Here is a 7634-nt window from a genome sequence, read left to right on the forward strand (position 1 = left end):
TCTTCTATCTCTGTGTTCTTCTGTGCCTTATGTGGTGCATTCTCAACCTCAACCTCAATCTCAGTCTCAATCTCAGTCTCAGTCTCAACTAAAAAAATCCCGGGTGAATAAATGCCCGGGATTTTTGTTTCACTCTATAGCAACTTTGTGTTCTTCCTTTCCTTTGTCCGAGGCTATCGTGACTATGTATATTTCTGTGCCGGGGGCAGGAATGCGGTTGAGCGACTGCGGCTCCAGGTTTCCGTTATCGAGTGTTCTTCCGCTCATATCGGTTAAATGATATCGCAGATTGTTATTGTCAGGTGTTTTTATCATTATATGCTTATTTTGAGCGTACACTGTACATTGGTCTTTCTTTTCGTCTGGATTGTTAATATTTGTAGGCACGGTTTGGGTCACCATTTTCAGCGTAAACCGGGTATTGTTGCTTCCAAGGTTGTCGACAGTAAAATGATATGGATTTTCAGGGGATAATGTCCATTCGGTATGTCGATCGTGATCGATCAGAATGACGCTCTCCAGGTTTGTCATTGTCTGATTCACCAGTTCAATTTGGTAATCACCAGCTTTGCTGGCATAATAACCAATTGGAATTTCTTTGGTTTCGGTAAAAGCAGGAATGGCATTAATGGCTATCGGTTTGTCTTCCAAAGATGAGAATAACTCGAGAGCATCCGATGTTTTCGAGAGCATCTTGTCGGAATCGAGCCGGTCACGGTTATCAGAAGCATCTTGGTTGATAACGACGGCCGTTTCGTCTTTCACCATACCGTTGCTTCCGGCTATTTTTAGCAGTTCAGGCATAGAAGTTGATTTCAGATACGAAGTCGTGTTAGCCTGAAGGTTTGATGTAGAGAACGTAATAGAGGCCGAATCGTTTTTTGTTTCGGTAGGTACTTTTACCCAAAAGGCCTGATATGACGGGATGATTGGTGAAGCTATATTAACACCGGTACCTAAATCATAATTGTAAACACCATAAACTTCGTCTCGATTTTGCCATATCCAGAAAGCATTCGCTACATTGGTTTTTGAAATTGTAGACCAGTCGAGTGAGCCTGTAAAGGGATTTCCCACGAGGTTCCATCCGAGGGCTGTGGAAGACCACCCCAGGTCGACAACTATTTCAGAAAGGTTGATGTCTCCCGAAAAGATGACCTTTTCTGCATTGGTACGGAAGATGTAACCAATTCCCGGCTTTAGTATGGTATTTTCTCCAACTTCTTCATAGAAGCCCGTGCTGTTGTTATAGACAAACAATTTGTTGGTTACGCCCATTGTAGCCTTGGTTGCGCCCGAGGTTGGCGGGGAGATATTATAATTGATGGTGTCGGCGGTGATGACTTGTTCTATTTTGACACTGTCGGCATTTACAATCAGAATACCACCGGTGTTCAGGTAAGAAGCATTTAATTGATGGTGTCGGCGGTGATGACTTGTTCTATTTTGACACTGTCGGCATTTACAATCAGAATACCACCGGTGTTCAGGTAAGAAGCATTTTTGTCGGCCGATGAACGCAATCTGAATTCGCCGTTGACCGTAATTGTATCGGCAGAGTGCTGCATAACCGCCCCGGCCTCGAGGTCGATGTTGTAAACGGTAACAGAGCTGTCGGCTATAAGAGGAGTGGCGGAAGAAGGAACGAAAATACTGGTGTTTTCGGTAAAACTTCCGGAGCTCCAGTTGTCAGGGTCGGTCCAGTCGCCAGGGTCAGCACCTCCACCGCTCCAAATGTTTATTTTGTCGGTTGTAAAAGTACTTGTTGTACTTCCAGATTGGACGTTACCAATCTGATCTTCAACGGCCTCCATCGTTACTGTATATTCTGTAAGAGGCGACAGGTTGGCATCGGGATTTATTGTTATAACGTTGGTTGATGTATTGATGGAAACCGAGCAGGCTATGGTATCCTGACCCTGCATCAGTAATACAAAATCCGATACATTTGTGTTGTCAATAGCTGTGCCTGCGCTATAGACGGGCTCGTTGAAAGAAATGGTCATATTGCCGTTCTCCGGGAAATTGGTGGTTCCGTCAGTAGGTTTGATGGTAGTGATGGGAGGTAATTTATCAATTTCTATAGATGCTGTTTCGGAAAAAATATCTTTATCGGGATGTTTTGCGATGGCGTGCAACCAATGATAGCCTTCGGAAAGAGCGGAGATATCAATATTCGGATGTATGGTGTCGTTATTGGCTTGAAGTGAGCCACTTCCGGATGCCGCAGCCGGACTGCCATTGGATTTTTGACCGTTCATGATCTGCGTGTCAGATGGAGGTGTGGAACTTGAAGTGACCACAAAGTAATAATCGGCATCTTTGTTTGTCATCAGCGCCAGATCAATATTGCCGGGTGTTATGGAATAAAAGTAGGGATAGCCGCTGCTGAATTCCGGCGGAGAAGGTAATGTGGTAAACACCCATTCGGTGGTGCTGGTAATGCCCGAAAAATTAAATCCTGATGACTCTGATTTCACGAAGCCTTCATCAATAGTTACATATAATGTTTCATCATAAGGCATGGTAATGTTGGGAAACGAAAGCCGGTTTCGGTCGATGGTCAGGTTTGAAGAGGACGATGCGGAAATAGTGACCGCGTCGGTTCCGCCGGCATGATGTATGATCATGTTGCCAGTGCCTCTGACAATATTTTCATCAAAAGTGAGGGTCAGAACAGAATCTACTGGGATATCGATACTGTTGTTTCCGGGTTCGCAGGTTATGATTTGCGGCCCTGAAGGGGCAGTGAAAGTCCATGTGGTTGTATCCTGTATGCCACCAAAGTCTACACCACTGACAGCCGATTTAACAAAACCCGGATCGATGGTAATGTAGTATGCGGTATCGGGGGTGAAATCAAGATGAGATATGGTTAAAATACTGTCTGTTATATCTATATATTCGGTTTCGTCTATTGAAACGGATTGAAATCGGACGCCCCCGGAATTAGCATAGTGGATACGGAATAGCCCTGATGTTCCGGCTTCTATGATTTCGCTGAATGTAATAATCAGGTTCTCGGCGGCAGAGGAGACTTCACTGCCGTTGGCAGGTGACAAAGAACTTACCGTTGGGGGGAAGGCAGTGGTAAATCGCCATTGTGTGGTGTCGCTGATTCCGGGGAACGGCACATCTGTAGCAAGCGAGCGAACCACATTGCTGTCTATCCTGACAAAATAGGTAGTGGCCGGATTGAAATCATCGTGTGAAACGTGCAATTCGTTGTTGTTGATGCTCAACAATCCGGCATCGAAAGGAATGTCCTGAAAATAGGTGTTACCTTCTTTCCTGATTTTTATATAACCGGAAGAGCCCGTTTTTATGTTTTCTGTAAAAGTAAGTATCAGGGACTGATCGACAGGAGCTTTCGCTTCGCCCTGTAAGGGGTAGTATCCGCTTACCTGGGGAGCACCTGCTGTTGTAAAACTCCAGCTGGCATCGCTGATACCTTCCCATGGCGTGCCGGTAGAGGAAGAGAGTACCAGCCCCGTATCAACATTGATGAAATATTCTGTTTCAGGCTTCCATTCCAGATGATTGATGATCAGTGTATCGTTACTTGCTGATAGTTGCCCGCTGCCGTAGTTGATGGACTCAACAACAGAACTGTCGGCCGCCAGGCAGATGGTAATACTACCCGAGGTACCGATGGCTATGTTTTCGTTGAAGTCGATTTCCAGGGGTGCTGATATGGATACCCCGGTTGATGCAGCTCCGGGTGTGTATGTTTCCACTACAGGACCGCCGGTTGTGGTGAAAGTCCATCGTGTTGTGGATGAGATGCCCTCAGCAGCAATGGCCGTGGAGGCAGAAACAGCCAGGCCTTCGTCGGCCAGAACATAAAAAGAAGTGTTTCCCCAAAGTGGATCATGGGATATTTGTAAAGAGTTATCCGTTATGGCAAACAAACCCGCATCGGTGCTGGTATTGATGGTCTGAAACAGCTGATTGTCGCTTGCCCTGTAAATGTAAAGGTTCTTATTGTCGCCAGGTGCAATGTTTTCACTAAAGTTGAGCTCCAGCACACGATTCCCTTCGACGTTGGTTTCGCCACCGGGAGCAAAACTGCTGATATAAGGGGCAGAAGCAGTGGTGAAAGTCCAACCCAGATTGGTTTCATCAATAACTTCCGACGCAATGTTATTGTCATCGGCCGTAACCAGGCCTTCTTCAACAACTATGTTGAAAGTGGTACTGCCGGGAAAATTATCGTGACTTATAGTGAGTTTATTGTCAGTACTGTTGTAGGAAAAAAGAGCTGCATCGGTGGTGGTGTTAATAGTTTGAAATATGCTGCCACTATCGTAGTAAATAATTACATTTTTATCACTGGCAAGGGAAACAGGCTCGTTGTATTTGATGGTAAGGGGAGTATTGGCATGAACATTAGGTTCGGGAGTATTCGCAGGAGAAAAAGCAGCAATTCCGGGTCCTTCTGCCGAGGTAAACGACCATTCGGTAGAGCCGTCAATAGCAGCCGAACCTACTCCTGTACTCCGGGAGGTAACAAAACCCTCTTCAACATACACGTAAAATATCTGGCCGCCATTGAAGGCATTGTGACTGATGTTGACGTCATAACCTGACCCGGAAATGGTGATCAATCCGGCATCGTCCGTAGTATTAATGGTTTGAAAGAGGGTGCCGCCATCTTTATAGATATAGAGGTTTTTATTAGTGCCTAAGTTTATTGTTTCATCAAAGGTAAGTGTAAGTGTTTCCAACCCGGTTACCCCGGTGGCATTGTTTAAAGGCCATTTGGAAGACAACCCCGGCCGCGACACCGTGGTGAAACGCCATCGGGTGTTGATGTCGTCGATGCCGGCGAAATCGGTGCTGTCGGCAGCGCTTTCAACGGCACCTTCTTCAATGATAACGGAGTATTGTGTTTCGGGAGAAAGAGGAGAACTTAAAGCACTTAAATCAATAAAAAGCGTGTCTGCATTTTTATCTATAGGTCCATCGTAAGCATTGCCTTTGTATGTGAATCCATCCACAACAGTAGTTGAAGTTCCGGTTTCAATTACCTGGATAGACTTTGGAATATCTGATGAATTGAAAATAATATCTACATCAAATTCCAACTGTAACTCCACATCCAGCGGCACTTCAGTTGCATTAGAATCCGGGTTAAGCGAAACAATTTGAGGCGCCTGTCCCTGCATTGTCCATACAGAACCAAACAGTAAACAAAGAGCGGTGAGAAAGGGTAAAAACTTCTTCATACTTCATACATTTATGAATGCCGGGGGATGGGGCTCCCTGCATCGCGGGTTACTTTAGTAGTGACGAATGGAGTTTAATTTATGACGAATATACGAAAAAAATTGATGAATGGTTACATGGCATTTTTGTCTGGATGCTGGTTACTGGATGCTGGTTGCTTGTTGCTTGTTGCCGGTTGCTGGTTGCTTGTTGCTGGTTGCCGGTCGCTGGTTGCTTGTTGCTTGTTGCCGGTTGCTGGTTGCTGGTTGCTGGATGCTGGTTGGTTGGTTCGCTTGGCTCCGCTGCTTGTCTTGCAAGAATTGGTTGATTAGTTTCGAGTTTCTTGTTTTTTCGAGTTGTGAGTTTCGGGTTTTGGTCAAATTGGTTAATTCTTTACAGATAGAAATTGGTAATTGATAATTGATAAATCTGCGTAAATCTGTGATATCTGTGGTGCACTCTCAACCTCAGCCTCAACCTCAATCACCTAACCTGTTGGTTTATTCGCCTACTCTCAATCTGTTAAGAATGTCATCCGCCAAAAATATATTTGAGGCTGGTTCATTTTCTGATGTATTTCTGACAAATATTGCAGGAATGATTGTTTTATTTTTTGCAAAAGGCAGCATTTCTCCTTTTTGCCTGGTTTGATTGATCAGGGCATAAGGCTTTTCTATTTCCGACCATTTGCATTCTCCTACCAACAAGTAATTGCCATCAATGGATTCAGCAACTACATCTATTTCAACGGGCTCTTTTTTGCTGTTGATACCCCACCATCTTTGGGCAGGTCCAAATTGTATGCCTTCTATTGGTGCATAAGGGACGCTTCGTCTGCATAAGTTTTCCCATTCGGAGGATACAAATTGTGTTTCCCTTGATTTGAAGATATCGTAAACTTGTTGGGTAAGATTTAATTCTAACCTGGAAAGGTGGGGAACAACAAAAGTGAAGTAAAAATTGAAAAAAGGCTCAGCGATACGGTAAATGCCCTTTTTGCTGTTTTTTGAATTCTCTCCGAAAGGCAGTTCACGTTTTAAATAGCCCAGACTGATCAGTTTCTCAATGGGGCGTGACAATTGATTTGCAGGTTTGTTGAGTCTTGAAGCAATTTCAGAAACCCTGTTGGCTCCATTGCCTACGATTGACAGAATGGAATAGGCCTGAACCGATTCGCGCATGTCATCCAGGAACAACCGGGAAGGTTCTTCGTGTAAAACGCCCTGATTATCAAGGATTAGACTTTTAATGCTTTCCTCATAACTTTCCCCGTTCTTTCTGAGTTCCCAATACCGTGGCACTCCACCCCATATTGCATATTCTCTGACGGCATTGATGGCATCGGTTTCCAAAGCTTCTTTTATCCATCCTGCTTCAATTGGCCTTATTTTTATTATTTCCGTTGCCCGTCCGTAAAGGGGTGAGGAACTGTCGAGTGCCAGACTGTTCATCATTTGCTGGGAAGAGCCGCAGATGAGAATGTGATAGTTTTTATTTTGCTGCTGGTCGATGACTTTCTGAAGAACGCTTGGGAGCTCAGGGCTACTCCTGGTTAAATATGGAAATTCATCCAGGCATAATGTTATGGGGCTTTTTGCCTGGTTATTCAGGCTTTGAAAGATGGATTCCCATGTAGGATAAACCACAGTATCAAACCCCGGTATTTTTTCTGCAATAACCGACGCCAGCTGTTGTCGTTGAATGGTTTCATCGGTTTGCTGTGCCATGAAATAAATGTCTTCAGGCCCTATTGTATTTTTTATCAGGGTGGATTTACCACATCTTCGCCGACCGTAGATGACAAGCAGTTGCCCTTCTTTTTTGGTAAGTGACTTTTGAAGTCTGTTTTGTTCTTTATGTTTGTTAAGAAATTCCATACTTAATTAGTGTCTGTCCATAAAGTACCATTTGCTTCGTTACACTTGCCGCCAAAATCCTCATTTATGATGAGTAAACTCCGGTTTTGGCGGCTTCGCAAGCCTTGCAACTGGCACTTTCTGAACAGACACACATATTGTAAAAATTTTTGCGAGTTTATAGACACGCACTTAATCATTATGCTTCACAAAAATAATGTTTCTGAAGCATAATTATTGGTATTCTGTGCTTTTTTTTCTTATCCTCAACCTTAACCTCAACCTCAACTTGTTTTGTTGCTGGTTGCTGGTTGCTTGTTATAGCGGGCTTGTTGAGACGTACGGCCGTGCGCCTTTACTTGCCTCCCAAAAAGTTTCTTGTTCCAGGTTTCCGGTTCGCTCGGCTCTGCTGCTTGCCTTGTAAGAATTGGTAAATTGGTTAATTGGTCAATTGGTTCATTGGAGGTTGCTGAAAAAGTCAGCAACCTCTGTTTCAAATTTATTTTCCATTGTTCTTTTTGGCATTGCCCCAAAAAGAACCAAAAAGGTCTAGTCCGCTTAAACCTATCT

At 44.2% G+C, this 7634-nt stretch carries 4 protein-coding genes and 1 pseudogene; 1 reads left to right on the plus strand and 4 read right to left on the minus strand.

Annotation, left to right across the window (positions count from 1 at the left end; all coding sequences use genetic code 11):
* Positions 1 to 129: 129 nt before the first annotated feature.
* Both OQ5_RS0111700 and OQ5_RS0111705 read right to left on the minus strand, forming a co-directional pair.
* Positions 130 to 1278: a hypothetical protein gene (locus OQ5_RS0111700; protein WP_016777671.1), complete on the minus strand. Its 1149-nt coding sequence runs from the start codon at positions 1276 to 1278 to the stop codon at positions 130 to 132.
* 131 nt (positions 1279 to 1409) lie between these two features.
* Positions 1410 to 5228: an Ig-like domain-containing protein gene (locus OQ5_RS0111705; protein WP_082179580.1), complete on the minus strand. Its 3819-nt coding sequence runs from the start codon at positions 5226 to 5228 to the stop codon at positions 1410 to 1412.
* A gap of 17 nt (positions 5229 to 5245) precedes the next feature.
* Between OQ5_RS0111705 and OQ5_RS24665 the strand changes: the two genes are divergently transcribed.
* Positions 5246 to 5536 carry a hypothetical protein gene (locus tag OQ5_RS24665; RefSeq protein WP_052308306.1) on the plus strand — a complete coding sequence of 97 codons (291 nt, stop codon included), beginning with the start codon at positions 5246 to 5248 and terminating at the stop codon, positions 5534 to 5536.
* Between the two features lie 172 nt (positions 5537 to 5708).
* Here the strand turns inward: OQ5_RS24665 and OQ5_RS0111715 are convergent, their stop codons facing one another.
* Both OQ5_RS0111715 and OQ5_RS23870 read right to left on the minus strand, forming a co-directional pair.
* Positions 5709 to 7085: an ATP-binding protein gene (locus OQ5_RS0111715; RefSeq protein WP_016777674.1), complete on the minus strand. Its 1377-nt coding sequence runs from the start codon at positions 7083 to 7085 to the stop codon at positions 5709 to 5711.
* Positions 7086 to 7348: 263 nt separating this feature from the next.
* Positions 7349 to 7634 (minus strand): annotated as a pseudogene (locus OQ5_RS23870) (hypothetical protein); the annotation flags it as partial.

The organism is Anaerophaga thermohalophila str. Valhall, from assembly GCF_000250735.1.
Lineage (GTDB): Bacteria > Bacteroidota > Bacteroidia > Bacteroidales > Marinilabiliaceae > Anaerophaga > Anaerophaga thermohalophila_A.

Excerpts from the sequence above, each read along its gene's own strand:
- OQ5_RS0111700 (WP_016777671.1), bottom strand. The coding sequence starts at position 1,278 with ATGGGCGTAACCAACAAATTGTTTGTCTATAACAACAGCACGGGCTTC.
- OQ5_RS0111705 (WP_082179580.1), bottom strand. The coding sequence starts at position 5,228 with ATGAAGAAGTTTTTACCCTTTCTCACCGCTCTTTGTTTACTGTTTGGT.
- OQ5_RS24665 (WP_052308306.1), top strand. The coding sequence starts at position 5,246 with ATGCCGGGGGATGGGGCTCCCTGCATCGCGGGTTACTTTAGTAGTGAC.
- OQ5_RS0111715 (WP_016777674.1), bottom strand. The coding sequence starts at position 7,085 with ATGGAATTTCTTAACAAACATAAAGAACAAAACAGACTTCAAAAGTCA.